Source organism: Actinoplanes sp. NPDC023801, assembly GCF_040639655.1.
Lineage (GTDB): Bacteria > Actinomycetota > Actinomycetes > Mycobacteriales > Micromonosporaceae > Actinoplanes.
The window spans coordinates 102,695-127,337 of record NZ_JBFAAI010000014.1; the positions used below are offsets into that span (position 1 = coordinate 102,695).

The following is a 24,643-nucleotide window of genomic DNA, read 5'->3' on the forward strand; positions in this document are numbered from 1 at the left end:
AATATCCGCCGGCTATCGAAGATGCGCGGTCTCGTTCACCGAGCGGACCGCGATGTTGCCGTCCGGCCACACGTCCATCGTCGACACACCGGCCGCGTCCAGGAACAACCGGTGCAGGAAGGCGTCGCCGGCCGCCAGCGCGTCCCGGAGGATCAACTTGATCGGGGACACATGGGAGACCAGGACCACGACCTTGCCCGGGTACGCGCTGAGCACGGTCGCGAGAGCGCCACGCACCCGTTTCGCCACCGCCTGGAACGACTCCCCGCCCGGCGGGGCGACACTCGTCGAACCCAGCCAGGCGTTCATCTCGGCCGGCCACCGCTCCTGCACCTCGGCGAACGTACGGCCCTCCCACGCACCGAAGTCACACTCGATGAGGTCGTCCATGATGGTCACCGGCAGCCCGCCCGCCTCGTCGGCGATGAGCTGCGCGGTCCGTACACAGCGGGTCAGGGGTGAGCTGAGGACCGCCGCCACCTCGCGGGAGATGCCGGCCACCCGCCCCGCCGCCGCCATCGCCTGGGCCTCGCCCTCGTCGGTGAGCGGCACGTCGCCGCGCCCCGAGTACCGGCCCTGCGCGGTCATCGGCGTCTCACCGTGCCGGACCAGGATGATCCGGGTGGCCTCGGCCAGCGACGCCGGCGGCGCCCAGGACTTCGGCGACTCGGATTTGGGCGCCTCGGACTTCGGCGACTCGGCGGACTTGCCGGCGCGCTTGCCCTCGACGGCCGCCTCGCCGTCCATCGCCCGGTTCGCCAGCTCGTCGGCGGCCTTGTTGCGCTCCCGCGGGATCCACTCGAACGTCACCCCGGCGAACTTGCCGACCAGGGCCGCCGCCTCGGCCGCGAGCGGGCGCAGACCGGCGTTCTTGATCTGCCAGCGGCCGGACATCTGCTCGACGACCAGCTTCGAGTCCATCTTGACGGCCACCCGGGCGGCGTTCAGCTCCGCAGCCGCCGCCAGGCCCGCGATGAGGCCCGAGTACTCCGCCACGTTGTTCGTCGCGACGCCGAGCGAGGCGAACCGCTCGGCCAAAACCTCGCCGGTCTCGGCGTCCCGGACCACCGCGCCGTACCCGGCCGGACCCGGATTGCCGCGCGAACCCCCGTCCGCCTCGACGATCACCCGCAGGTCGCTCACAGGCCCGACTCCGCGGTCCGGACCATGATCCGGCGACACTCCTCGCAGCGGACCACCTCGTCCTTCGGGGCCGCCTTCACCCGGTTCAGGTGGGCGCCGTACAGCTCGATCCGGCAGCCGCCGCAACGGCCCGCGTAGAACAGCGCCGCACCCATGCCCGTCTCCGAACGGATCTTCTCGTAGAGGGTGACCAGGTCGTCCGGCAGATCCGCGGCGAGCGGCACCCGGGACTGGGTCTTGAACTCCAGTTCCTTGGCGATCTCGCCGAGGGCCTCGTCCCGGCGGCGCTCGGCGTCCGACCGGCGCTCGACCGCGGCCGTCAGTCGTCCCTGCACCTCGGCCAGCGTCGCCGAGGCGGTCTCGGTCTGCTCCATCAGTTCGAGCTCGGCGTCCTCCAGCTCGGACTGCCGCCGGTTCAGCGTGCCCAGCTCGTGCTGAAGGCCCTCCACCTCGCGCAGCGAACCACCGGCCTCGAGGCGCTTCTGGTCCTTGTCCTTGCGCTGGCGTACCTGGTCGATGTCCTTCTCCAGGCGCGCGATGTCCCGCTCCAGGTCGTCGACGACCACCTGGGCACGGACCCGCTCGTCCTCGAGCGCGGAGATCTCCCGCGCGACCGCGTCGATCTCGGCCAGCTCGGGCAACGACTTACGCCGGTGCGCGAGCTGCGCCAGGGTGGTGTCGACGGCCTGCAGGTCGAGCAGACGGCGCTGGGCTTCCGGGGCGGCCTTCACGGGCGGATCTCCAAATCATCGCGATTCGCATGGACGGTCCAGGGGTCGGTGTCCACGTCTGACACCAGCACTTCGACTCCGAACGCGTCGCGCAGCCAGGCCGCCACGTCGTCGAGCCAGGGACGCTCGCTCGCCCAGTGGGCGACGTCGAGCAGAGCCGGACCACCGGCGGCGAGATGCTCGCTCACCGGGTGATGCCGCAGATCGGCGCAGAGGTACGCGTCGGCGCCCGACCGCGCGGCGACGGCCAGGAACGAGTCGCCCGCGCCACCGCAGACGGCGACGGTACGGACGATGCGCTCCGGGTCACCGGCGGCACGCACGCCGGCCGCGGTCGCCGGGAGTCGCTCCGCCGCGAGACGGGTCAGCGCCGCCAGGGTCAGCGGCTCGGGCAGCTCCCCGACCCGGCCCAGCCCGCGCCCCTCACCCGCGGCCGCGCCCTCAGCCGGAGCCAGCGGCCGCAGGCCGGTGAGGCCCAGCCGGGCGGCCAGCGCGTCGGAGACACCCGGGTTGGCCACGTCGGCGTTGGTGTGCGCGGTGTACAGCGCCACCCCGGCCCGGATCAGCCGGTGCACGAGGGCGCCCTTGAAGGTGTCCGGGGCGATCGACGACACGGCTTTGAGGAACAGCGGATGATGCGCGACGATGAGGTCAGCGCCCACGTCAAGGGCTTGATCGACGGTCTCCGGCACGCAGTCGACGACGCAGAGGACACGGTTGACCGGATGCTCGAACTCGCCGAGCACCAGTCCCACCCGGTCCCACGACTCCGCCCAGTTCCGCGGGAAACGCGCGTCCAGGGCATCCACCACGGAGCGGACGGTCAAGTCGGTCACGAGGGCCAACCCTATACCGCTAGGAAAGCGCCCCCGGCTCGACTCGGCTGCCCGCCGCGATCGGGTTGCTGACCGCCTGCAGGGCCCGTCGCCAGGGGAACTGGCCACGGAAACGATCCGTCTGTCCCGGGCCGCCGAGACGGCACACATCTTCCCCGTAGAGCACGTGCACGCCCCAGTCCCGGAGCTTCGCGAGACTCTCGTGCAACGCGGGGTGCAGCGCCATCACCTTGTTGGTGTACGGCACCACCGCGGTGGGGACGCCGTAGCCGTACCCCTCGATGAGGAGCCCGAGCACCAGTGTGTCGGTGATTCCGGCGGCCCATTTGTTGACCGTGTTGACGGTGGCCGGCGCGACGATCATCGCGTCGGCCGCCGGCAGCACGTCCGGGTCGCCGGGACTCTTGTAGTCGGAACGGACCGGGTGCCCGGTCTGGGCCTGCAGCGCGGCCACGTCGACGAACTTGCGCCCGTCCGGGGTGGTGACCACGCACACGTCCCAGCCGTCACTCTGGGCAAGACTGACGAGAATCCCGACGTCCCGGGCCATCGGTGAGCCGCACACCAGCACGTACAGCACACCGGGTGAGGGGTTACCCGTCATCACTCGCCAACCCCCCGCCCGCCGCCCGAAAGCGGACTGACGGCTCCCCTCATACACCGACTCCCATCTGTTCGGCCAGCTCCGCGATCGGAGCGGGCGGCGTGCCCCGGGTACGCCGGAGCACGTCGGAAAGGACCTCATGGGCGAGCGGCCGGCACCGGATCTCGGAGGGGGCGAGGCGGTCGCCCTCCAGCAGCATCTCGCCCGCCTTCTCCACATCGCCGATCTGGGTGTAGCCACGCGCGATGTCGAGGTAGTGGTGCGCCCGCCGCTCCGGGAGCATGGCGTGGAACCCGTTCTGGTCCATGCCCAGGTGCGTCTCGACGGCGAGGCGCCCGTCACCGAGCTCGACCGCGGTCGCGCAGCGGTGCAGCTGCACGTTGGTCGGCCCGAAGCTCGTCCAGTAGTGGTTGAAGTCGCCGCCCAGTTCCAGAGAGGCCTGATCGGCGCCGCAGAGCAGGTCCCGGACGGTCGCGCTGTCACCGATCCGCGCGGCCGACATGGCCCCGTTGAGCAGCAGCATCCCGTACACCGAGAGCTGCTCCGGACGCGGCCGGTCCGGTCCGGGCGCGAGCCTGTTCGCTATGTTGACGTTGACCTCGAGCGACGGCCGGACCCGCCCGAGTGCGAGCAGCGCGCTGCCCACCCGGTAACTCGCAAGCCCGGCCAGCAACTGGTCGCCGGCCCGCTGTGAGACGGCGATCGAACGGTCCGCGGCCAGCCAGGACAACTCGTGCTCGCCGACCTTGCGCAGCGCCGACGAGGCGATCTGATAGACCTGGCCGAGCAGGTGCGCGGCGTGCGGCGCGTCGTCGCTGTCGGCGTGGGCGCTGTCCGCCGCCTGGGCGTCGCGGAGCAGCTTGGGCAGTGCGCGCGCCAGTGCCCCGTACTTGGCGTGCTGATAGGTCAGCCAGGCGTGGCTGACCGCTTTGCGCATTTCCGGCAGCGGTGGGCTGTGTGGCACCGCTTGGAAGAACGCACTCATCTGGTCATACCGTTCGAGAGCAGCCCGAATCTCCTCGACCTCGACCTGGTCGATGCAGTTCTGCGTCTCCGGCTTGCGCTCCACCTCCTTGCCCAGCAGCAGCTGGACGTCCACCTGGAGCACGTCGGCGATGTCGTAGACAACGGAGAATTTGTCGAGTCGGCGGACCCCGCGCTCCACCTTGTCGACCCAGCTCTTCGATTTACCCAGCCGGTCCGCGAACACCTGCTGGGACATTTTGCGTCGGCCCCGCCAATAGGCGACGCGGCGGCCGATCGGCAGCTCGTCCACGGTGCCTCCCCCACTCATCCGGCGGACTTTCCGCCGGTGAGCCATCCGGTGTAACTCGCAGTGTGGACCTCTCACGTGCGCGCAGATCGCACAGCGTGTGTGATCGCCTGCTCACCGATGCTCGTAGTTTTCTTGCAAGTTGCAAAGGGTGGATCTGCCGGGCCCAACGACGTCCGTCGCCGCGGGATACGGCCTCCCCACCCGACTCGGGGGGTATCGAGCTATGCAGTGGACCAGCCGTCAGCCGTTCGTCCCACCGTCAATCCTCGACAGAGCCCTCCTGCGCCGGGCCGCGCTGCGGTATGCAGCGCACGGATGGGCCGTGACGCCCGGCGCCTATCTGACCGGCCACAGGTTCACCTGCGGCCGCCCCGGCTGCACCATCACCGGCTGCCACCCGGCCCTCGACTCCTGGGCCGCGGCGGCCGGCGACGATCCGGCCCATGTCGCGACGTGGTGGCGCAGACACCCCTACACCGTCCTGCTCACCACGGGTGGCGCCTTCGACGTACTGGAGGTGCCCGCGAGCCTGGGCCGGCAGGGACCCGGCACCGGACCGGTGGCGGTGACCGCCGCCGGCCGCTGGATGTTCCTGGTCCGCAGCGGCAGCCCGCTACGACCGGAACTGGAACGGCGCCTCGACGTGATCCGCCACGGAACGGGATCGTGGATCCCGGCGCCACCGAGCCGGATGCCCGAAGGCCCGGTCCGCTGGGAGGTGCCGCCGGGCCGCACGCAATGGCGGCTGCCGAGTTCGGAGGAGGTGCAGGAGAAGCTGGTCGCCGCCCTCGGACCGAGCCGCCCGGCCGGCGCGATCCTGGTGCCGCGGCAACTGTCCACGTCCCGCAGGGCGGCCTGAGGCCGCCCCGACTAGGCTCTGGAACACGTGTCACCGGACTAGGGTGCCGGACCGGTGCCCTCGATCACATCACCCCCACGGGGGAAATGTGTGAGTGAATCTTGCCGGCTTGTCCGAGGCGCAGCTCCCCGGCTTTCGGACGGCACTGCTCCCGCGCTTCTCTCGAGCGGCGCAGCCTCCGGTCTTACTTCAGGCGGCGCAGCCTCCGGGGCTTCTCTCAGGCGGCCAGGTCCCGGTAGGCGGCGATCACGGCCTCGGTACGACCGGCGAGGTCGGGCCCGCTCTCGGCGATCGCCGGCACCCCGGCCACCCGGGCCAGCGTCCGCTCAGCATGCCGGGCGGTCGCCGCCACCTGCCGCTCCCGGATGAAGCTCTCCCCCGCACGAGCCGCGGCGTCGATGCTGCCCAGAATGCGGTTGGCGGTGTGCCCGGCCTCCCGCCAGGCGGCGTCGGCCCGCTCCCGCGCGGCATCGGCGGCCAGCCGCGCAGGGCTGTCCCCGGGAATGTCGGCGTCCCGCACCCCCGCGAGATCCGCGCGCAGCCGCCGCAGTTCCTGCCGCCGCGCCAGCACATCGGCCAGCTCACCGAGCGCCCGGGTCAGGGAGCCGTCCGCCAGTACCGGATCGATCATGCCGTTCAGAGCCGGCCAGGTCCGGCGCACCCGCCGCGAGGCATCCAGCGCGCCGGCGAACGCGGCTCGCTCCGGCACCGACCACAGAACCCGCGACTCGTCATCCCGCGGCATTGCGAACACCGTCTCCTGCGCCGCCCGGGCCTGCCGGCGCCACACCGCGGCAACGAGCGCCACACTGCCACCGGCCGCCAGCCACCAGTTGAAACCGGCCGCGGCGAGCACGGCGGAGACGAACAGCAACGGCAGCGCAAGGCGGGCGGCGAACGTCACCCGCTCCTCCCGGCCACGCCCGCTGGGCGTCCGGGGAACCACTTCGATCAGAGTTCCGGTCCGCTCACGGCGGACGTTCCCCCGGCGAGCCTTGATCGGGTACGGGGAGACGACCACCTTCCCGGCGTCGATCCCGGCGTGCAGTTCCGTACCCACGTCCGGCCTCCGTGATAGGTGTCGCCGCTGTTCAGACCCGTATCCCCGGGCGGGCCCAGACCGCCGAGGGGAAACCGGCCGGGACCCGCCCACCGCGGTGTTCCCGCGGACGCCAGTACGGATCGGTCCTCCCACCCTCCTCTTGAGCCCTCCCCCCGTTGCACCTCGGTTGCCGCCTCCCCAACGCACAACCCACTCACCGCCCTCACCGCCCGCCGACCACTCACCGCCCGCTCACCGCCCGCGACCACTTACCACCCGCCGTCCTCACCGTCCGCCGCCCGCCGCGACCTTGTGACCTTCCGGCTCCGGCTGGGGAGGAACCGCACAAGATCTCGCCCTGGGAGCGAGCGGTTAGCCTCAGGCCGTGGATCGGGTTGAGCTGGTGCTCCGCAAATACGACGGACGACCGCACCGCCGGGTGACCGCTCTACGGCTCGGCACCGACGAGTTCGGCACCTGGCTGGGCACGCCTCGCCGGACCGTCGTCCGCTACAGCTACGGCTGGCGGCGGATCGAGTTCACCCGTGAGGACTCGGTCCGCCTGATCCCGCACGACGGCTGGTGGATGGCGATGTTCCTGGCCGAACCCAGCCGCAAGGACGTCTACTGCGACATCACCACGCCCGCCGAGCACACCGGTTCGCGTATCACCGTGATCGACCTGGACATCGACCTGATCCGCTACCGGGCGGACCACCGCGTGGTGATCGACGACGAGGACGAGTTCGAGGCGCACCGCCGCCGGTTCGGATACCCCACCGACGTGGTGGCCCGCGCGACGGCCGCCACCGGTGTCCTGCATGAGGCCCTGGCCACGGCTCGCGAACCGTTCGGGGCCCACCATCACGGCTGGATGACCCGCCTGTGGTCGGTCACGCGCCCGAACCACCGCCGGGCAGATCAAGGACGGACGCCACCGGCGGAGCCGGGAGTTCCGGGATGAGCGAAGGACAGGTACACCGGCGGCTCATCGTGGCGAGAGCCGCAGGTCGCCGGTCCGCGAGAAGGTGAGGGTCAGCGCCTCGATGGTGCTGCCCACCGGAGGGAAGTCCGCCGGCTTGAGGTGATCGTCCTCGGAAAGCAGCACGAAGTCGATGAATGCCGGCATGCCCGGCACCGGACCCGTGATCTCGACCTCCAGGCCGAAGCGCCCGCGATGCCCCACCACCACGCAGACGACCTCCTGGAACGGCCGCAATCCGCTGCTGGACCAGAGGGATTCAGGACCCGTCACAGCCGGCACCTTACTGCTCACGACCGCCCGCCGCTCTTCACTTCAATTACTTGTGATTTCTTCGCCACGGATTTTTCTGCAGCGAGGGCTGCAAATCCAAATTTCGCAGCGTGTGTCGGTGAAACAAGAAACAAGGACATAGTCGACACGAGGACAACGATTTACCGGCGCCGGCCTGGGCAGGAATTCCCAGCCCCGGCCCGCCCTCTCAGGGGACGAATATGCGGCCGGACCGTGACCGATGTGAGGGAGGTCACGTATCGCACTTTACCAATCACCCACGGTCACGTAATCGCGGGCTGAGCGCCGGCAAGCATGCTCCCGAGCCGATGTTTCCGCTGCTCAAGCAGGTCAAGTCACACCCGCGGCACGGACGACCGGCACCGACCTGTGTCAGATCGCGACGACTCCGAGCCGCTCGCGGGCAACACCCCGGAAAAACATTCCTCCCATTTCGACCGGCAACCTGGACGCTCCTTAACGAAGAGAACAGCCCTCCGACCAGGCAAGATCCCACCCACATCAGAATTCATTCCCCTGCCTCACCAACACCCTCGTTGATCCACTCGAGAAACAACTCGGACAATCAAGTTGACAAATTCGTAACATTCTTTTAGCGTCGAGCCATCGCCCTAATCGGGCGAACACGGGAGGAGTAAGTATTATGATTTCAAAGGAAACCACGAGTGGACGGCGCAATGGCCGTTCCATCGCGGCAGCCCTCAGCGCAGCGGCTCTCGCGGTCACCGGAGGAGCCCTCATCGCTCCGTCCGCAGCCCAGGCCCACACCGTGGAGACATGGCTGAGCCGCTCGGGTTGCAACTGGAAGGTCTACAGCTCGCACTCGGCGGCCTACACCCAGGCCAGCACCGCGGACTCGTGCGCGGGCCACGCGTGGCTGTCCTACCGGCTGTCCGGAAGCTCGAGCTGGAGCGCCTGGTTCAGTTCCGCGACGACCGCCCGCGCGATCGTCCCGTCGGGCAAGACCATCACCGGAAGCGCGCACACCTCGTGCGCGAACGGCTGCGAGCGCAAGTACGTCTACCACTAGGCCGAAGCTGATCCGGCGCGCCGGCGTGTGACTCACGCTGCCGGCCCGGCCGACGGCACAGCAAGGATCACGGCGGCACCACCCTCGAGGGTGGTGCCGTCGCCGCATTCACGGACCCTCAGCAACCCCGGCTCCCGCGTTCGGGGCGGCGATGTCCGGGCTGCGCGCAGGAGGAGACATCAAGCGCGGTTCGGTCCGCGCTTTACGCGTCCGGCCGTACGGCTCGGTGGATCGTGGCATGCCGGCGACCTTGCCCAAATCATCTTAGTCATTAAGATAACCGCATGGGCATATCGACGGACTTCTCGGTGGCGATCGCCGGCGCCGGCCTCTCCGGCCTGTGCCTCGCCCAGTACCTGATGCGGGCCGGCATCGACGTGCACGTCTACGAGCGGGATCTGGGCCCCTTCGTCCGGCGGCAGGGCTACCGGATCATTCTCGACCGGTACGGGCTGGAGGCACTGCGCGAAAGCCTGCCCCGCCCGCTGTACCGCCTGGCGTTGACCACCGGCGACGAGCCCGGCGGGCATCTGCGCTTCACCGACAGCCGGCTGCGGGACGCGTTCACCATCAACTTCAAGGACGAACCGCACGCGACCCGGCAGGTCGACCGGCTCACGCTGCGGTCGATCCTGCAGTCGGGGCTGGACGGGCGTATCCACTACGGCAAGACCGCCGTCGCGGTGGACAGCGGCGGCCCGGCCGGGCTGCGGCTGCGGTTCTCCGACGGCGGGGCCGCCGCGGCAACCGTCGTCGTGGCCGCCGACGGCGTCGGCTCGGCGCTGCGCGCACAACTCACGCCGGACGCGGACCCGGCGAACACCCCGATGGCGGGCGTGTACGGCCAGTCGCCCCTGCAGCGCAGCGGTGTGAGCGTCATCCCGGACGCGCTGCGCACCAGCGGGGTCCTGGCCATCGCCGACCGGCCGGGCCGCGCCTTCTTCTTCACCTCCATGCGGTTCGGCGAGAACCCGCGGGAGGCGTTCGCACGCCTGGCCCCGGGCAGCTATGCGCCCACCGGTTACGACTACGTCATGTGGGGACTGCTGCTCCGGCAGGAGGAGGTGCCGGCCGGCGTCCGCGGGAACCTGCTGGCGCTGCGAGACCTGGCCGCCCGGATGAGTACGGACTTCCACCCGCTCATCCGGCGACTGATCGACACGGCCGAACTGGACGCCACCGTGCTCAACCTCTTCGCCACCGGCCGGCGCCCGCGGCGGTGGGTGGTGCCCCGGGCGACGATGATGGGCGATGCCGTGCACACCATGCCGCCGTTCGGCGCGCACGGCGGCAACACCGCGCTCCGCGACGCCGCCCTGCTCGGCCACAGGCTGGTCGAGGCACGGGCGAGCGGCAGGCCGGTGGAGGAGGCGATCACCGACTATCAGGACGAGATGGTGCCGTACGCCTTCCGCGCCGTCGACACCGCCGCCGGGCTGATGCGCCGCCTCACCGGGGCCGCGGCTGCCCCGCACTGGCTGCTGACCCGCGTGTTACCTCGGCTGCACCGGGTGACCGTACCGGAGGCATGATTGCGGGCATGTCCCACGAGCCGGCCCGTGCGTCCGCGACAGCCGACCTCATGCGCGCCGGGCGGGAGACCGCACGGCTGTCCACGGTCTTCCGGTACGCCATCGCCGAGCGGCTGGGCCTCACCGTGAGCGACCTGGAATGCCTGGACTACCTGGCGGAGGTCGACTTCGCCACCGCGGGCCAGGTCGCCGAGCGGACCAACCTCACCACCGGGGCGGTGACCAGCATGCTGCGCCGGCTCCAGCAGGCGGGCTACGTGACGGCCGAGCGCGATCCCGGGGACCGCCGGCGGATGATCGTCACCCTGCGGCCGGAGCGGATCCCCGAGCTGGAGCGACCGTACGAGCGGTTCGCCGAGGGGGCGGCGCGGCTCATCGAGGGCTACAGCGTCGACGAGCTCATGCTGCTGGTCCGGCACTATGACCGCATGCAGGCGATATACCTCGCCGAGCTTGACCGCCTCCGCACCGGCGACACCGCCCAGCAATCCGCCTGAGATGTCGTCGCCCCGCCGGGCGCGGCACTCGCGCCGCCCGAGTCCAGGACATGGTTGCGGTGTTTGAATGAGCATCGTGGACGGCAATCGCGGCCTCGGCAGGTGGCATCCGACCCAGCCCGCCTCACGTCCGGAAGGCACGTTCGGCGTTCCTCCGCAGGGCGGTGTGAACCGTGCCGGACAGGGGTGACTTCGCCGGAGTCGCCGAGCCGTTCCGGCGTGAGCTCCTCGCGCACTGTTATCGCATGCTCGGCTCGATCCAGGATGCCGAGGACGTGGTCCAGGAGACCTACCTGCGTGCCTGGCGATCCTACGGTGGGTTCGAGGGACGTTCCTCGATACGTACCTGGCTCTACAAGATCGCGACCAACCGGTGCCTGACGGAGCTGACCAGGCAGAGCCGCCGGGTGCTTCCCTCGGGAATCGGTGACCCGGAGCCGGATCCCGATACGATCCCGCAAGCCGGCGGCACCGACGTGAACTGGCTGCAGCCGGCGCCGGATGCGATGGTCCTGCCGGATGCGGCCGACCCCGCGACGATCGTCGCGGCGCGTGCGTCCGTGCGGCTGGCGCTGATCGCCAGCCTGCAATATCTCCCGCCGAGGCAGCGGGCGGTGCTGATCCTCCGGGACGTGCTGGCGTTTCCGGCCGTGGACGTCGCGGTCATGCTCGGCACCACGACAGCGTCGGTCAAGAGCGCGCTGCAACGGGCCCGTGGACGGCTGGCAGAACTCGCTTTGACCGATGGCGGGATCACGGAGCCGTCCGGGCCCGACGCTCGCGAGCTCCTCGCTCAGTACATCGCGGCATTCGAGAACGCCGACGCCGCAGCGCTGGAGCGACTGCTGCTGAAGGACGCCACCCTGGAGGCGACACCGCTGCGTACCTGGTTCGCCGGCCGGAGTGTCTGCGTCCCCTTCCTGCACCGCCACCTGCTGGGCTCACCCGGTGACTGGCGCATGCTTCCCACCAGCGCCAACGGGCAGCCCGCCGCGGCCGCCTACCTGCGGGACCGGCACGGGGACCACCAGGCGTATGGAATCTGTGTCCTCACCGTCAAGGGCGCGGGCATCCACCGCATCTCCTCGTTCGGCGATCCGAGCCTGGTGGCCGCGTTCGGGTTCGCGCCGCGTCTGGCGCAGGCACAGCGGACTTGACCGGGAGCAGTTTCGGCAAGGTGAGCCGGTGAGCGATTCCTTCGCCGCTCCCGCCGGGTCTTCCTGGGTGCAGGCAGCCGGCCTGTCACCGACCGAAGGAAGCCACCGTCAAGAGCATCTCCTCCACCATGCGCGCCCTGCAGCAGACGTCGCTGAACGGCCCTCAGGACCTGCGCCTGATCACCGGCGCTCCGGTACCGTCGCCGGGTATCGGCCAGGTCCTGATCCGGGTGACCGCGGCAGGCGTCAACTTCGCCGACATCCAGCAGGCCACCGGCACCTTCGCCGGTGGCCCGAACCCGCCGTACGTGGCGGGCATCGAGGGCGCCGGTGAGGTCGTCTCGGTAGGCGAAGGGGTGGCCGGGCTCGAGCCCGGCACCCATGTCATCGGTGTCGGCATCACCGGTGGCGCCTTCGCCGAGTACATGCTGCTGCCCGCCGCTTCGGTGATCCACGTGCCGGCGGGCTGGACCGACGAGCAGGCACTCGGCCTGGTCGTGAGCCTGCCGACCGCGCTGGCCGCACTCAAACCGCTGGGCCACCTCACCTCGGGGCAGACCGTCCTGATCCACGCCGCAGCGGGAGCGACGGGCCAGGCCGCGGTCACGATGGCCAAGCACTACGGCGCAACCGTGATCGCCGCGGCCTCGCCGGAGAAACACGACGTGGTCCTGAGCCTGGGGGCCGACCACGCCATCGACTCCCGCGGCACGGACCTCGCCGCCGAGGTCATGCGGCTGACCGGAGGTACGGGCGCCGACCTCGTCCTGGAGTCCGTCGGCGGCCCCGCCCTGGAAGCCGGCCTGGCGTCGGCCAAGCGGGTCACCGGCCGGGTCGTCGTCTACGGGATGGCCGCAGGAGAGGCGACGATCACCAACTGGGACCTGATCTACAGGCACCAGGTTCATGTCATCGGCCTCAACATCGGCACCCTCATCCAGGACGCACCGTCGACCTTCGGCGAGGTGATGGGTGAGATGTTCGGCCTCCTGGCATCCGGAGTGCTCCGCCCCGGCCGGCCCACGTGCTACCCGCTCGCCGAAGGGCCGAAAGCACTGACGGAACTGGAAGCGCGAGCCACCGTCGGCAGACTGGCACTGCTGCCCTGACAATGCCGCCGGTCATCACCGGAACCGGAACTCATGGGCCGGTCACGGAGCTTGAGACGGGAGCGGGTCACCGGAATTCCGGCGGCCCGCTCCGCTGCTGCTCGGACTGGTGGGCGCGGTAGGTTTCGAACCTACGACCCCTCGCTTGTAAGGCGAGTGCTCTCCCACTGAGCTACGCGCCCGGCATGAATCACCGGAGCCGTCATCCTACCCTGCCGCCGATCGTGGTCCGAGAGCGGCGAGGGCGGTACGCCAGGCGCTCTGGTCGCGGGCCTCGCCGGGGCCGTTCATCTCGGCGTAGACGACGGTGCCGTCGGTGTCCACCAGGAACGTGCCGCGGTTGGCGATGCCGCGTTCGTCGTCGAAGACGTCGTAGGCCCGGGCCACCTCGCCGTGCGGCCAGAAGTCGGCGAGCAGCGGGAAGTCGAAGTTCTCCTGGCCGGCCCAGACCTTGTGGCTGTACACGGAGTCGACGCTGACGGTGAGGACCTGTACCCGGTCGTTGGCGTACTCGGCCAGGTTGTCCCGGATCTCGGTGAGTTCGCCCTGACAGCGGCGACTGAACGTGAGGGGGTAGAAGACCAGCAGGACCGCTTTGCGACCGCGGAAGTCACGGAGGCGTACTTCCTGGTTGTTCTGGTCCTTGAGGACGAAGTCCGGGGCTTCGCTGCCCACCTCGATCGGCATCCACCCACCCTAAACCAGGCCAGCACCGCTGGGTCGGCGCCGCCTCGGGCGCCGACCTGGAGTGGGGTGGTAGTGAGCTACTTCTTCTTGGCGCCCCGGGGGGAGACCAGGCGTGCACCGGTCCAATCCTTGCCGGCGTTCACCGTTGAGGTCTGCTGCAGGCCCGCCGTGGGGGCCGATTCGCTGATCTCGCTCGGCTCGACGTGTCCGTCGCGGCCGGCCTTGGGGGTCAGCAGCCACACCACGCCGTTGTCGGCGAGAGGGCCAAGGGCATCGGTGAGGATCTCGAAAAGGTCACCGTCGCCGTCGCGGTACCACAACAGCACCGCATCGACGACCTCGTCGGTGTCCTCGTCGACCATGTCACCGACGCGTTCGGTCAGGGCGTCACGGAGATCCTCGTCGACGTCATCGTCGTACCCCATCTCCATGACCACCATGTTCGGCTCGAGGCCGAACCGGTCCGCCAGGCTACGTACGCCGTCGGCCTGACCCGCGGTCGCGCTCACTGTCCAAATCCTCCTAGCCGTCAAAAATGCACCGGAACCTGGGGGTAGTCCACACATTCCGGCGCCGGTGCGCAAGTGGCGCACCGAGTGTGTGGCAATTTACCGTGCCAGCAGCGCGTGGGCACCCTGTGTGATGGCATCCTCTCCCACCAGAACCTGCTGGGCTGCCGGACCGAGGGGAACCGGCACGTCAGCGGCCGCGACGCGGCGTACGGAGCCGACGAATGAGCCGTCCACGAGAGCGGCGAGTACGCCCTCGCCGACGCCGCCGGAGCGCCGCGTCTCGTCGACGATCAGCACCCGGCCGGTGACGGTGGCTTCGCGTACCAGGTCAGCGGCGGGTAGTGGGTTGAGCCAGCGCAGATCGACGACCCGCGAGCCGTATCCGTCGGCGGCCAGTTGAGCGGCGACACGCAGCGCCATCCGGACGCCGTTGCCGTACGTCACGATGGTCAGGTCCTGGGCGGTGCCCAGCCCGTAGGTGCGGGCCCGGCCGATCGGCACGTGGTCCTCGGCCCACGAACCGGGGGCCGGATAGGTCGCCAGCCACTCGCTGTCGCCTTGTTGATAGAGGTCCCTCGTCTGGTAGAGGGCGACCGGTTCGAGGAACACGCAGACGCTGCCGTCGACCTCCGCGGCGGCGAGGCAGGAGCGCAGCATCGGCGCGGCGTCGGAGGCCCGGGCCGGCACCGCGACGACGAGGCCGGGCACGTCGCGCAGGGCGGCCACGGTGTTGTCGTTGGCCAGGTGCCCGCCGATCCCGAACGGGCTCGCCAGGCCGGGCACGCGCAGCACCATCGGGTTGCGGTAGGCACCTGACGAGAGATACGCCATACCGGCCGCCTCGGCCCGCAGCTGGTCCGCCCCGCCGTGCAGCGCCGAGAGGCAGTCGAGTTCCGGTACCGGGAGCAGGCCGCCCAGTCCGGCGCCGGCGGCGAGTCCGAGGATGGTCGTGGTGTCGGGCGGGCTGTCGAAGACCCGTTCGGCGTGGTGCCCGGACAGCCCGGTGGTGACGCCGTGCCGTCCGCCGCGGGTGGTGGCCGGGCCGAAGAGCAGCATCCGCGGGTTCACGGCGAGGGCGTCGGCGAGGGTGGCGGTGATGGTCTGCGCGAGGGTCATCGGCCCGGCGTCCTCGGGCAGCCGGCCGTCGAAGACGCGCAGCCGGGTGGGTGCCCCGGCGCCGAGTGCCCGGCCGGCGTGCTCGGAGACGGCGTGGGCGGCGCGCAGCGGGCGGCGCGGGGCGAGGGTCGCGACGACCTCACCGGCGGAGGCGAGTTTGGGTTCGCCGAGCACTTCCTCGGCGGCTTTGCGGACCTGCCAGCCGACCTCGTCGTAGCGGGTGATCACTTCGTCCGGGCCGTACAGCCCGGCCTCGATGAGCAGTCGCGCGGCGGTGACCAGCGGATCGCGGTCCAGGCCGTCGCCGGGGTCCGGGTCGCCGGGGCTGCCGAGCAGCAGGACGGTGGACAGGTGCAGGACGGCGGGGCGGCGCTCGGTGCGTACGAACTCCGCCGCCTCGGTCGCCGCGTCATAGGCCGCGGCCAGGTCGCAGCCGTCGGCGTAGGAGTAGCGCAGGCCGGGCCGGCCACGCAGTGCCGCGGCCACCCAGCCGTCCGGGCCGGGTCCGCCGGGTGTGTTGTCCTCGCAGATCAGCAGCAGCGGCACCCGCTGGCCGGCGAGTTCGAGCCGGCCGGCCGCGTGCAGGGCCGCGGAGGCGGCGGCACCGCCGGCCCCGCCGTCGCCGAACGAGGCCGCCACGATCGCGTCGCCGGGCCAGGTGGTGCCGGTGGACCGGGTGAGGGCGTGTGCCAGCCCGACGGCCCGGGGCAGGTGGCCGCCGGGTGCGGAGATCGCCGGGATCAGGTGCAGGGCCGGGTTGCCGAAGATCTTGGCGCGGCCGCCGGTCGCCGGGTCCCGGACGGAGGCGACGACTCCGCGCAGGACGTCGCGGGCGGCTTCCTCGAGGCGCGGGCCGGAGTCGTGCCCGGCCGCACCGGGCCGGCCGGCCGCCCGTACGCAGTAGAAGGCCGCGGAGCGGTGGTGCAGCAGCACCGGGTCGTCGCCGCGCAGCGCCGCGGCGACCGCCGCATTGCCCTCGTGCCCGGCGGAGCCGATGGTGTGGAAGCCCTCGTTGAAGCTGCGCAGCCAGCGTGCGGCGAGGTCGAGGTGGCGGCTGGTCAGCTGGGCGTCGAAGAGTTCCCGGGCACGGGCACCGGTCAGGCCCGCACCGTCCCGGACCGGGTCGCCGGGGGAACGCCCGGATTCCGGTGGGCGGAGGGACGAGACCGCATCGCGGAACCGCTCGTCGAGGCTTTGCGGAGTGGTCACGCGATTCAGCATTCCCGACCGCGGCCGGTGATGCCACTGCGAGGACGATCGATCTGGCGCACACGGGCCGTCACCCGGTGGTGTACTCAGGGACATGATCTTGTGGGCCGCCGTCGCGCGCCTGGCGCAGTGCGTGTGCTGGCTGGCCGGCACCGCGTTCGTGTTCCTGCTGCTCGATCTGTACACATAGGCTCGGCGGATGCGCACCGAAACGATCACCGTACGGACCGGCGGGTCTCCGGCCGTCGTGGACATCACCAGCGAGGCGGCGGACTTCGCCCGCTCCGAGGGGGACGGCCTGCTGCACGTCTTCGTGCCGCACGCGACCGCCGGGGTGGCGATCATCGAGACCGGGGCCGGTTCGGACGACGACCTGCTGACCGCGATCGACGATCTGCTGCCGACGGAGGACAAGTGGCAGCACCGGCACGGGTCGCGCGGCCACGGCCGCGATCATGTCCTTCCGGCCTGGATCGCCCCGTACGCCACGTTGCCGGTGATCAACGGCCAGATCGCGCTCGGTACATGGCAGTCGATATGCCTGGTGGACACCAATGGCGACAACCCGATCCGGCAGGTGCGTTTCTCCTTCGTGAACGGCTGAGATCGGGACGTGTCCACAAAGTTACTGGTCAGTACGTGTGTCGAGCATCGCTGAGACACCCCGTAGACGTGACGACGCACACCGTAAGGGGGCAGGATGGAGACCTATTCCGCGCGATTCGCCACCTTGACCCATGAGGCGGACGGGTAGCACGGACGTCCGACACTCACACCAAGAGGATTGCCTGTGGCCACGGAGCGCAAGCGCCCGGTGATCAGCGATGGCCTGCCGAGCCAGCTTCCCGACATCGACCCTGAAGAAACCAACGAATGGGTCGAGTCGCTCAACGGAGTCATCGACGAACGCGGCGCGAAAAGAGCCCGTTATGTGATGTTGCGCCTGCTGGAGCGGGCCCGGGAGCGACAGGTCGGCGTGCCGCCACTGACGTCCACGGACTACATCAACACCATCCCGCCGGAGCGTGAGCCCTGGTTCCCCGGTGACGAGTTCGTCGAACGGCGGATCCGGGCCTACATCCGGTGGAACGCGGCGATGCTGGTGCACCGCGCGCAGCGGCCGGAGATCGGCGTCGGCGGTCACATTTCGACGTACGCGTCGAGCGCCAGCCTCTACGAGGTCGGCATGAACCACTTCTTCCGGGGCAAGGACCACCCGGGCGGCGGCGACCACATCTTCTACCAGGGTCACGCCTCCCCCGGCATGTATGCGCGGGCCTACCTGGAGGGCCGTCTCAGCACCCACCAGCTCGACGGTTTCCGCCAGGAGCTGTCGCACCCGGGTGGCGGCCTCCCGTCGTACCCGCATCCGCGTCTCATGCCGGACTTCTGGGAGTTCCCGACGGTCAGCATGGGTCTCGGCCCGCTGAACGCGATCTACCAGGCGCGCTACAACCGGTACCTGCACAACCGCGGGATCAAGGACACCAGCCAGCAGAACGTCTGGGCGTTCCTCGGCGACGGCGAGATGGACGAGGTCGAGTCGCTCGGTGCGATCGGCCTGGCCGCCCGCGAGGAGCTGGACAACCTCACCTTCGTGGTCAACTGCAACCTGCAGCGCCTCGACGGCCCGGTTCGCGGCAACGGCAAGGTCATCCAGGAACTGGAGGCCTTCTTCCGCGGTGCCGGCTGGAACGTGATCAAGGTCGTCTGGGGCCGGGAGTGGGACTCGCTGCTCGCCGCCGACCCCGACGGCGCGCTGGTCAACCTGATGAACGTCACCCCCGACGGCGACTACCAGACCTACAAGGGCGAATCCGGGGCGTACGTCCGGGAGCACTTCTTCGGGCGCGACCCGCGCACCCGCAAGCTCGTCGAGGGCATGACCGACGACGAGATCTGGAACCTCAAGCGCGGCGGGCACGACTACCGCAAGCTGTACGCGGCCTACAAGGCGGCCACCGAGCACACCGGCCAGCCGACCGTCATCCTGGCCAAGACCGTCAAGGGCTGGACGCTCGGGTCGCACTTCGAGGCCCGGAACGCCACGCACCAGATGAAGAAGCTCACCCTGAACGACCTGAAGGGCTTCCGGGACCGGCTGTACCTGGACATCAGCGACAAGCAGCTCGAGGAGAACCCGTACCTCCCGCCGTACTACCACCCCGGCGAGAAGTCCGACGAGTTCCAGTACATGATCGAGCGGCGCCGTGAGCTCGGCGGGTCGATCCCGACCCGGCGTACCAAGGCGAAGTCGCTGGCGATCCCGGACTCGAAGGTGTTCAGCGGCCTCAAGGGCGGCAGCGGCAAGCAGAAGGTCGCCACCACGATGGCGTTCGTCCGGCTGCTCAAGGACCTCATGAAGGACAAGGAGTTCGGGGCCCGCTGGGTGCCGATCATCCCGGACGAGGCCCGCACGTTCGGCATGGACTCGCTCTTCCCGACCAAGAAGATCTACTCGCCGCACGGCCAGACGTACACCTCCGTGGACCGGGAACTGTTCCTGTCCTACAAGGAGGCGACGAACGGGCAGATCCTGCACGAGGGCATCAACGAGGCGGGTTCCACGGCCAGCTTCATCGCGGCCGGCACGTCGTACGCGACGCACGACGAGCCGATGATCCCGCTGTACATCTTCTACTCGATGTTCGGGTTCCAGCGCACCGCCGACGAGCTGTGGGCGGCCGCCGACCAGATGACGCGCGGCTTCCTGCTCGGCGCCACCGCCGGCCGGACCACGCTCAACGGGGAGGGCCTGCAGCACGAGGACGGGCACTCGCTGCTGATCGCGGCGACCAACCCGGCCGTGGTGTCCTACGACCCGGCGTTCGGGTACGAGATCGCGCACATCATGGAGAACGGCCTGCACCGCATGTACGGCGAGAAGCAGGAGAACATCTTCTACTACCTCACCATCTACAACGAGCCGGCGATCCAGCCCGCCGAGCCGGCCGACCTCGACACCGAGGGCCTGCTCAAGGGCATCTACCGGTTCAGCGAGAGCTCGCTCAAGGAGGGCCCGAGGGCGCAGCTGCTCGCCTCCGGCACCGGCATGCGGTGGGCGCTCAAGGCACAGGAACTGCTCGCCCAGGACTGGGGTGTGAGCGCCGACGTCTGGTCGGTCACGTCCTGGACCGAGCTGCGCCGCGACGCGATCCAGGCGGAGGAGTACAACCTGCTCCACCCGAGCGACGCGCCGCGCAAGCCGTACATCCAGCAGAAGCTGGAGTCCTCCGAGGGCCCGTCGGTTGCGGTCAGCGACTGGATGCGGGCCGTGCCCGACCTGATCTCCCGCTGGGTGCCGAACGGCTACACCTCGCTGGGCACCGACGGGTTCGGCATGAGCGACACCCGGCACGCCCTGCGCCGCCACTTCCACGTGGACGGCGAGTCGGTGACCGTGGCGACGCTGCGTGAGCTGGCACTGCGCGGTCAGATCCCGGCGCACGTGCCGGGCGAGGCCGCCAAGAAGTACGCGATCGACGACGTCAACGCCGCGCCGGTGGGCGAGACCGGCGGCGACTCGTAGGAACCACGATGAGGGGGCCCGCGGGCCCCCTCATCGCCCTATGCGGGTCCGTAGTTGATCACCTCGACGCCGGTGGCCGACCGCCAGCTGCCGGTGTGTGCCAGAGCGATCCGGGTGCCCTCCTCCCAGAGCCTGCGGCCCTCGCCGGCCACCACCGGAAAGATCATGATCCGGTACTCGTCGATCAGGTTGTGCCTGGTCAGATAGTTGACGAGGCTCCCGCTCCCGTTGATCAGGAGGGTGTCGGAGCCGGTTCTCAGCTTCGCCACCGCCTCGGCCACGTCGCCGTCCAGGAAGCTGGCGTTCCACTCGGCCTGATCGGCGGTGAGCGTCGTGGTGGCGACGTGCTTGGGCATCCCGTTCATCTTGGCGCCGAAATCACCGGTCTCGGCGGCCATCCGCGGCCAGGCCGCCTTGAAGCCCTCGTAGGTCTTGCGGCCGAGGAGCAGCGCGTCGGCCTCCCGGAGGTTGTCGGCCTGCCAGGCGCCGAGTTCCTCGTTGAAGTACGGGCCACTCCAGACCGGCTCCTCGAAGACACCGTCGAGGGTCACGTACTCCACCGCCACGATCTTGCCCATGGTTCTCACCTCGTTGCTCGCCGGGTCGTCGGGTCGAAAACGGCAACGAGCGGGCGGCGAGGTGGTCGCGGCGCGATGATCGGGATGTGGGATTCCGAATCAGCCACAAACTGCTCCTTCTCGGCCTGGGGAGCGTTCTGGTCACCGCTGTCGTGCTGGTGGCCGTCGGCGCCTGGCAGTGCGGCCGCTTCGCCGACAACACCGAACGCGAGGTGCTGCGGCAGAACCGGTCGCGCTCACGCAGAGTGCCGCCGACGCCGGCGCCCTGGTCGCGACCGTCGGCGACGAGATCCAGCAGAGCATGGACCGGAGCATGAACAGCGCCTCGGCGTTCCTCGCCCAGAACGGCGGGATGCGGTTCACGGACAGACGGGTCACCTGGACGGCCACCAACCAGGTCTCCCAGGGGGCGACGAGAGCCGCGCTGCCCCGCGTCGAGATCGGCGGCAGGTGGCTCGGGCAGAACACGGATCTGAAGCGGACCACCCCGTTCGTCGACGACGCGAAAACTCTTTCCGGCGCGACCATCACCGTCTTCCAGCGGATGAACGCGGCCGGTGACCTGCTGCGGGTCGCCACGACGGTGAAGTCGGCGAAGGGCACCCGCGCCATCGGGACGTACATCCCGGCCACCGCGGACGGCAAACCGAACGCCGTGGCGGCCGCGATCAAGGACGGCAAGCAGTACCGCGGCGTCGCGGCGGTGGTCGGCACGCCGTACGCCTCGGTCTACGACCCGATCAAGGACGCGGCCGACGCCGTGATCGGCGCGCTCTACGTGGGCGTCCCGCAGGCCGAGGCGCTGGTGAACCTGACCGCGACGATCAGCGCGATGAAGATCCAGACGAACGGGTGGGTCTCGGTCTTCAGCACGGCCGCCGCCGACCGCGGCCGGGTCGTCGCCTCCAGCATCGAGGGCATGGCCGGGCAGAACATGCTCGACGCCGCCGACGCCGACGGCACCCGGTACGTCGAGGAGATCGTCACCGGCGCCCCGCAACTCGCCGGCGGTGCCATCCAGCAGGCGAAATACCGGCTGCCCGGGGCCGCCGGCGCACCGGCCGGGAACACCACCACGACGGTTGCCTACTACGCGCCGTACCAGTGGGCGGTGACAGTGGGCGGCTACGACGCCGACGCCGGCGCCGCGGTCACCGCGGTCCGGGAGGGACGCGGCACGATGCTGACCGCGTTCGTGATCGCCGCGGTGCTGCTGGCCCTGGCCGGCGCTGCGGCGGCGTACCTGCAGGCGTCCCGGATCGCGCGCCGCATCGCCGCGCTGACCGGAGCGCTGACCCGGCTCGCCGGCCGCGACCTCACCGTACGGATCGACGATCGGGGGCGCGACGAGATCGGCGAGGCCGGTGCCGCGCTCAACACGGCCGCCGGCGAGCTCCGTACCGTCATGCAGGAGGTGATGAACGCCTCCGAGGAGGTCACCGGAACCGCCCGGCGGGTCTCGGCCACCGGCGGGGAGATGTCCTCCGCGACCGACACCGCCGCGAACCGGGCCGGCACGGTGAGCGCCTCAGCGGACGCGGTGTCGCACGTGGTGCAGACCGTCGCCGCCGGCGCCGAGCAGATGGGCGCGTCGATCACCGAGATCTCGCACAACGCGCAGGAGGCCGCACAGGCCGGCCGGGACGGGGTCGGCCTGACCGCCGCGGCCGCGGACGTGATCACCGAACTCCGGGCCTCGACCGCGAAGATCACCGATGTGGTGCAGCTGATCGCCAGCATCGCCGAGCAGACCAATCTGCTGGCCCTGAACGCGACCATCGAGGCCGCACGCGCCGGCGAGACCGGCAAGGGCTTCGCGGTGGTCGCCGGTGAGGTCAAGGAGCTGGCCCAGGAGACCGCCAGGGCGACCGAGGACGTCACCGGGCGGGTGGCCGCGATCAACGCCGACACCGCCCGCGCGGTCACCGCGATCGATGCCATCTCGGCGCGGATCGCCCAGGTCAACGATTACCAGACGGCCATTGCGGCAGCGGTCGAGCAGCAGGCCGCGACGACCGCCGAGATGGCCCGCAACATCGCCGAGGCGGCCGGTGGCAGCCGGGACATCGCCGACGGCATCGGCACCGTGAGCGGGGCGATGCAGAGCACCCGCGCGTCGGTTGCGGAGTCGCACCGGGCCGCGGACGAGCTGACCGCCACGGCCAATCGGCTGACCGGGCTGGTCGGGCGGTTCACCGTCTGAACCGAACCATCGGTACGCTGGGTCCGTGACTGTTCGCGTACGTTTCGCACCCTCGCCCACCGGGATGTTCCACGTCGGCGGCGCCCGCACCGCGCTGCAGAACTGGATCTACGCCCAGCAGCACGGCGGTGTCTTCGTGCTCCGAATCGAGGACACCGACGCGGCCCGCAACAAGCCGGAGTGGACCGAGGGCATCCTCTCGGCACTCGACTGGATCGGCATTGAACGCGGGACGTACGAGGGCCCCTACTACCAGTCGTCCTACGCGGCCGACCACACCGCTGCCGCCACCCGTCTCTACGGAGAGGGCCGGGCGTACTACTGCGACTGCAAGCGCGAGGACGTCATCGCGCGCACCGGCAACACCCACATCGGCTACGACGGCTTCTGCCGCGAGCGGGCGCTGGGACCGGGCGAGGGGCGGGCGCTGCGCTTCCGGACCCCCGACGAGGGCGAGACCGTGGTCGAGGACCTGGTCCGCGGCAAGCCGACCTTCGAGAACAAGCTGCTCGAGGACTTCGTCATCGCCCGCAGCGACGGCTCGGCGGTGTTCCTGCTGGCCAACGTGGTCGACGACATGAGCCTCGGGATCACGCACGTGTTCCGCGCCGAGGAGCACCTGCCCAACACCCCCAAGCAGCAGCTGCTCTGGGAGGCGCTGGGCGCGACCCCGCCGGTCTGGGGTCACGTGCCGGTGATCGTCAACGAGAAGCGGCAGAAACTGTCGAAGCGCCGCGACAAGGTCGCCCTCGAGTCGTACCGGGACGAGGGTTATCTGGCCGCCGCCATGCGCAACTACCTGATGCTGCTCGGCTGGTCGCCGACCGGTGACCGGGAGATCGTCCCGTGGTCGGTCATCGAGGAGGAGTACCGGATCGAGGACGTCAGCCACGCTCCGGCGTTCTACGACGTCAAGAAGCTGCGGGCGTTCAACGGCGAGTACATCCGCGCCCTGACGCCGAGCGAGTTCACCCAGGTCTGCGCGCCGTGGCTGACCGGCACCGAGACCATTCCGGCCCCGCCGTGGGCGCCGGCGAGTTTCGACGCCGACGTCTTCATGACGATCGCCCCGCTCGCGCAGACCCGGATCGCGGTGCTGTCCGAGATCGTGGAGAACGTCGACTTCCTCTTCCTGGACGAGCCGGTGCACGACGAGGCGTCGTGGGCCAAGGCCATGAAGGAGGGCGCGGCGGAGATCCTGGACGACACCGCGGCCGCCTTCGGCGCACTCGGCGACTGGTCGGCCGAGTCGTTGAAGACGGCGCTCGAGGGTGTCGGTGAGGCTCGAGGTCTCAAATTGGGCAAGACTCAGGCTCCGGTCCGCGTCGCTGTGACGGGCCGCACCATCGGCCTGCCGCTCTTCGAATCGATCGAACTGCTCGGCCGGGAGCGCACGCTGGCCCGTATCTCCGCTGCTCGCGCTCGTCTCTGACCGATTCGCCCCCTTTGCTGAACGGCTTACCGTATTCGACGGCCGGCTGGCCATAGCCGGTCGTCGAATACGGTGATGCTCTCCGTCACCAGGGTGACCACCGACCCCATCGATTGCGGGGAGTGGGTACTATTCGGCGGCTGATCGACCGCCGTCCGGTCGTCCTGGCCATCCCACACATGGTTCGAATTCACCCTGTCTCGAGATGCGGCCGGGGCTGAGTGCGGGAAGGCTGGGGGGACGGGCCGTGTACCGGTTCCACCGACCGGGTACGAGCAGCGGTCA

The 24,643-nt window shown here is 70.1% G+C and carries 23 protein-coding genes and 1 tRNA gene; 12 read left to right on the top strand and 12 right to left on the bottom strand.

From position 1 onward, the window contains the following. Nucleotides 1-12: 12 nt before the first annotated feature. The 5 genes from AB0G04_RS24455 to AB0G04_RS24475 are packed head-to-tail and all read right to left on the bottom strand — an operon-like array spanning nt 13 to nt 4,590. Entirely contained in the window at nt 13-1,143 is a 1,131-nt protein-coding gene (locus AB0G04_RS24455) for a bifunctional RNase H/acid phosphatase (protein WP_360986965.1), read from the bottom strand. Then, nucleotides 1,140-1,874, bottom strand: a complete 735-nt coding sequence (locus tag AB0G04_RS24460) for a C4-type zinc ribbon domain-containing protein (protein WP_360986968.1) — start codon at nt 1,872-1,874, stop codon at nt 1,140-1,142. Before AB0G04_RS24460 ends, AB0G04_RS24455 begins: the two co-directional genes overlap by 4 nt. After that, complete coding sequence (locus AB0G04_RS24465; RefSeq protein WP_360987250.1) at nt 1,871-2,701, bottom strand: Nif3-like dinuclear metal center hexameric protein; 831 nt, start codon at nt 2,699-2,701, stop codon at nt 1,871-1,873. The genes AB0G04_RS24460 and AB0G04_RS24465 overlap by 4 nt, the downstream gene beginning before the upstream one ends. Nucleotides 2,702-2,729: 28 nt before the next feature. Then, complete coding sequence (locus AB0G04_RS24470; RefSeq protein WP_360986971.1) at nt 2,730-3,314, bottom strand: flavoprotein; 585 nt, start codon at nt 3,312-3,314, stop codon at nt 2,730-2,732. 49 nt (nt 3,315-3,363) lie between these two features. Continuing rightward, nucleotides 3,364-4,590 (bottom strand): helix-turn-helix domain-containing protein, encoded by a 1,227-nt coding sequence (locus AB0G04_RS24475; RefSeq protein ID WP_360987252.1) that lies wholly within the window; start codon nt 4,588-4,590, stop codon nt 3,364-3,366. A 223-nt stretch (nt 4,591-4,813) separates the two neighbouring features. Between AB0G04_RS24475 and AB0G04_RS24480 the strand changes: the two genes are divergently transcribed. Beyond that, nucleotides 4,814-5,449: a bifunctional DNA primase/polymerase gene (locus tag AB0G04_RS24480; protein WP_360986974.1), complete on the top strand. Its 636-nt coding sequence runs from the start codon at nt 4,814-4,816 to the stop codon at nt 5,447-5,449. 217 nt (nt 5,450-5,666) lie between these two features. Here the strand turns inward: AB0G04_RS24480 and AB0G04_RS24485 are convergent, their stop codons facing one another. Next, complete coding sequence (locus AB0G04_RS24485; protein ID WP_360986977.1) at nt 5,667-6,509, bottom strand: hypothetical protein; 843 nt, start codon at nt 6,507-6,509, stop codon at nt 5,667-5,669. A gap of 367 nt (nt 6,510-6,876) precedes the next feature. Between AB0G04_RS24485 and AB0G04_RS24490 the strand changes: the two genes are divergently transcribed. Further along, complete coding sequence (locus tag AB0G04_RS24490) at nt 6,877-7,455, top strand: DUF402 domain-containing protein (protein ID WP_360986980.1); 579 nt, start codon at nt 6,877-6,879, stop codon at nt 7,453-7,455. 24 nt (nt 7,456-7,479) lie between these two features. Here the strand turns inward: AB0G04_RS24490 and AB0G04_RS24495 are convergent, their stop codons facing one another. Next, a complete protein-coding gene (locus AB0G04_RS24495; RefSeq protein ID WP_360986983.1) occupies nt 7,480-7,746 on the bottom strand; it encodes a hypothetical protein in 267 nt (88 codons plus the stop codon). A gap of 664 nt (nt 7,747-8,410) precedes the next feature. On the opposite strand from AB0G04_RS24495, the gene AB0G04_RS24500 reads away from it, so the two are divergent. The 5 genes from AB0G04_RS24500 (at nt 8,411) to AB0G04_RS24520 (ending at nt 13,092) form a co-directional block, all read left to right on the top strand. Next, nucleotides 8,411-8,797, top strand: a complete 387-nt coding sequence (locus tag AB0G04_RS24500; protein WP_360986986.1) for a hypothetical protein — start codon at nt 8,411-8,413, stop codon at nt 8,795-8,797. A 284-nt stretch (nt 8,798-9,081) separates the two neighbouring features. Then, entirely contained in the window at nt 9,082-10,329 is a 1,248-nt protein-coding gene (locus AB0G04_RS24505; RefSeq protein WP_360986989.1) for an FAD-dependent monooxygenase, read from the top strand. Nucleotides 10,330-10,337: 8 nt separating this feature from the next. Further along, on the top strand, nt 10,338-10,826 hold the full coding sequence (locus AB0G04_RS24510; RefSeq protein ID WP_360986992.1) for a MarR family transcriptional regulator: 489 nt from the start codon (nt 10,338-10,340) through the stop codon (nt 10,824-10,826). A gap of 173 nt (nt 10,827-10,999) precedes the next feature. After that, nucleotides 11,000-11,983: a sigma-70 family RNA polymerase sigma factor gene (locus AB0G04_RS24515; protein ID WP_360986995.1), complete on the top strand. Its 984-nt coding sequence runs from the start codon at nt 11,000-11,002 to the stop codon at nt 11,981-11,983. A 128-nt stretch (nt 11,984-12,111) separates the two neighbouring features. Further along, nucleotides 12,112-13,092 (top strand): NADPH:quinone oxidoreductase family protein, encoded by a 981-nt coding sequence (locus AB0G04_RS24520; RefSeq protein WP_360986998.1) that lies wholly within the window; start codon nt 12,112-12,114, stop codon nt 13,090-13,092. Between the two features lie 107 nt (nt 13,093-13,199). On the opposite strand, the gene AB0G04_RS24525 is transcribed toward AB0G04_RS24520, so the two are convergent. From AB0G04_RS24525 to AB0G04_RS24540, 4 genes are all read right to left on the bottom strand, one after another. Beyond that, nucleotides 13,200-13,274: transfer RNA gene (locus AB0G04_RS24525), tRNA-Val, on the bottom strand. A gap of 25 nt (nt 13,275-13,299) precedes the next feature. Next, entirely contained in the window at nt 13,300-13,779 is a 480-nt protein-coding gene (locus AB0G04_RS24530; protein ID WP_360987000.1) for a peroxiredoxin, read from the bottom strand. Between the two features lie 77 nt (nt 13,780-13,856). Then, the gene (locus AB0G04_RS24535; RefSeq protein WP_043525386.1) at nt 13,857-14,288 is read right to left on the bottom strand and encodes a DUF3052 domain-containing protein; all 432 of its coding nucleotides are present in this window, start codon (nt 14,286-14,288) and stop codon (nt 13,857-13,859) included. Nucleotides 14,289-14,387: 99 nt separating this feature from the next. Continuing rightward, complete coding sequence (locus tag AB0G04_RS24540; RefSeq protein WP_360987003.1) at nt 14,388-16,628, bottom strand: transketolase C-terminal domain-containing protein; 2,241 nt, start codon at nt 16,626-16,628, stop codon at nt 14,388-14,390. A gap of 187 nt (nt 16,629-16,815) precedes the next feature. On the opposite strand from AB0G04_RS24540, the gene AB0G04_RS24545 reads away from it, so the two are divergent. Beyond that, entirely contained in the window at nt 16,816-17,220 is a 405-nt protein-coding gene (locus tag AB0G04_RS24545; protein ID WP_360987006.1) for a YjbQ family protein, read from the top strand. A 186-nt stretch (nt 17,221-17,406) separates the two neighbouring features. After that, nucleotides 17,407-20,145, top strand: coding sequence for a pyruvate dehydrogenase (acetyl-transferring), homodimeric type (gene aceE / locus AB0G04_RS24550; RefSeq protein ID WP_360987009.1), 2,739 nt, complete (start codon nt 17,407-17,409; stop codon nt 20,143-20,145). Between the two features lie 38 nt (nt 20,146-20,183). On the opposite strand, the gene AB0G04_RS24555 is transcribed toward aceE, so the two are convergent. Continuing rightward, nucleotides 20,184-20,723 carry a dihydrofolate reductase family protein gene (locus tag AB0G04_RS24555; RefSeq protein WP_360987012.1) on the bottom strand — a complete coding sequence of 180 codons (540 nt, stop codon included), beginning with the start codon at nt 20,721-20,723 and terminating at the stop codon, nt 20,184-20,186. Nucleotides 20,724-20,809: 86 nt separating this feature from the next. Here AB0G04_RS24555 and AB0G04_RS24560 point away from each other — a divergent pair, with 86 nt between their 5' ends. From AB0G04_RS24560 to gltX, 3 genes are read left to right on the top strand one after another with little or no spacing between them, the layout of a single operon-like run. Continuing rightward, nucleotides 20,810-21,040, top strand: coding sequence for a hypothetical protein (locus tag AB0G04_RS24560; RefSeq protein WP_360987264.1), 231 nt, complete (start codon nt 20,810-20,812; stop codon nt 21,038-21,040). Continuing rightward, nucleotides 21,013-22,926 (top strand): methyl-accepting chemotaxis protein, encoded by a 1,914-nt coding sequence (locus AB0G04_RS24565; protein WP_360987254.1) that lies wholly within the window; start codon nt 21,013-21,015, stop codon nt 22,924-22,926. The genes AB0G04_RS24560 and AB0G04_RS24565 overlap by 28 nt, the downstream gene beginning before the upstream one ends. Before the next feature lie 25 nt (nt 22,927-22,951). Continuing rightward, nucleotides 22,952-24,358 carry a glutamate--tRNA ligase gene (gltX, locus tag AB0G04_RS24570; RefSeq protein ID WP_360987015.1) on the top strand — a complete coding sequence of 469 codons (1,407 nt, stop codon included), beginning with the start codon at nt 22,952-22,954 and terminating at the stop codon, nt 24,356-24,358. Nucleotides 24,359-24,643 lie beyond the last annotated feature (285 nt).